The sequence below is a fragment of the Asanoa siamensis genome (genome assembly GCF_016862555.1).
GTDB classification, from domain to species: Bacteria; Actinomycetota; Actinomycetes; order Mycobacteriales; family Micromonosporaceae; genus Asanoa; species Asanoa siamensis.
The window spans coordinates 1-1675 of the sequence record NZ_BONE01000189.1 but is presented as its reverse complement, the minus strand read 5'-3'; the positions used below and the strand labels follow the sequence as shown (position 1 = coordinate 1675).

At 70.4% G+C, this 1675-nt stretch carries 2 protein-coding genes; both read right to left on the bottom strand.

The features are described from left to right. Nucleotides 1-473: 473 nt before the first annotated feature. Nucleotides 474-1226 carry an SDR family NAD(P)-dependent oxidoreductase gene (locus Asi02nite_RS41160; protein ID WP_203719469.1) on the bottom strand — a complete coding sequence of 251 codons (753 nt, stop codon included), beginning with the start codon at nucleotides 1224-1226 and terminating at the stop codon, nucleotides 474-476. A gap of 78 nt (nucleotides 1227-1304) precedes the next feature. Next, a partial coding sequence (locus tag Asi02nite_RS41155) for a VOC family protein (protein WP_203719468.1) occupies nucleotides 1305-1675 on the bottom strand: 371 nt, incomplete at its 5' end.

The window sequence follows — 1675 nt, the reverse complement described above, 5'->3', positions numbered from 1 at the left end:
CCCGCTTTGCTCTGCACCCGCATACGCACCGCAGGTCAGCCCACGTGGCGCGTATATGGGTGCAGAGCAAAGCCTGGCGGAGACCTCGGCGGGCGGGTAGGGCGGCGGACGGCGTTGCCGGCCGTGTCGAACGCGAGCGGCGGCTGTCGGCCGCTACGGTCTGTGCCGGTCAGGTTGTCGCGATTGGCGGGGCGGGACCGGCCAGGTTCAACGAGGCGGGCGCGTACGACATCGCGGTCGGGGGTTGGGAGTCGGTGGCCGCTGCCGACGGCACGCGGCACCGGCTCGGCGTGGTCGCGGGCCGGGCAGAACCTTTACGCCTTCGCGGTGGCTCTTGGCGCGCGCACGGCCGCACCGGCCGCGACCCAGGCCGCACGCGACGCGGGCGACGGCTCGCCGACGGCCGAAAGCGGTGCCAGGCAGCCGGGACTGCAAATGGTTGGCGTGACCGAGGCCGTCGGCGTCCAAGCCTGTTAGACCAGGACTGCGCCGCCGGCTACGTCGAGGGTGATGCCTGTGATCCAGCTTGCCTGGTTTGAGGCCAGGAAGAGGGCCGCTGCGGCTACGTCGTCTGGTGTGCCTAGTCGACGTAGGGGATGCGCGTCCGCTAGGGCGCGTTGCGTTTCCGGTGGGATCCAAGCCGCGTTGGTGTCTGTGAGGATGGTTTCCGGGGCCAGGCAGTTCGCGCGGATGCCGAAGGGGCCCGCTTGGGCTGCCAGGTCCTGGGTGAAGAGTTGGACGCCTGCTTTTGCCGCTGCGTACGCGATGATCGTGCGGTCGCTTGGTTTGCGGCCCGCCGCTGATGACAGCGTGATGATGGCGCCCTGCCGGCGGTTCTTCATTCCCGGTAGGAAGCGGCGCACCGTGAGGAACGTCGCCGTCAGGTTTTGGTCGATGTCGGCGCGCCAGCTCTCCGGGGTGATGTCTTCGATCGGCGTTGGGCGGCTGGTCGTGCTGCCTGCGCTGGTCACCAGGACGTCGACGCGGCCGTGCCGCTCCATGATTTGGGCGTGCATTCTGTCCAGGTCGGTTGGGTCGGTGACGTCGCCGGTCACCGTGAGCACGTCGCCGTCGATTCGTTTCCGGACGGCGGCCAGTGCCTCTCGGTCCCGGCCGTGTAGCACGACCTGTGCGCCCGCCGCGGCGAATGTCGTCGCGATCGCCGCGCCGAGGCCGCGCGAGCTGCCGGTCACCAGGGCCACCTGATCGGTGAGTGTCGTCTCCATGGCTCCCACCCTGCTCCGGTGGGGCTGCCGCGCCGTCCGCCCGGGAGCGGTTTTCGGCGTACGCAGGCGTGCGTACGGCTAGTCCCAGGCGCGCGCCAGGCGGGCGAACACCTCCGGGTCGCTGTGGAGTGGGATTACGCAGAGGATGTGGCCCCCGGGGGCGCGGAGGATGCGGCAGTCGAGCCACCTGTTCGTCTCGACCGCGCCGAGGGCGAGCAGCCGTGCGGTCTCCGCTTCCACGTCGTCCGTCTCGATGTCTACGTGGAAGCGTGGCTGGTCGTCGACGGACTGCACCGCGAGGACCAGGTCCGGCAGGGCGCCGGGTAGGCCCGTGAACTGCGGCTCGTCGGGGACCGGGTGGGCCGGTACGCCGAGGGCGCGCGACCAGAAGGTGGCGGCGGACCCCGCCTCGTCGGTGGGTGTGTCGATCAGGATCGTCGAAAGTCTGC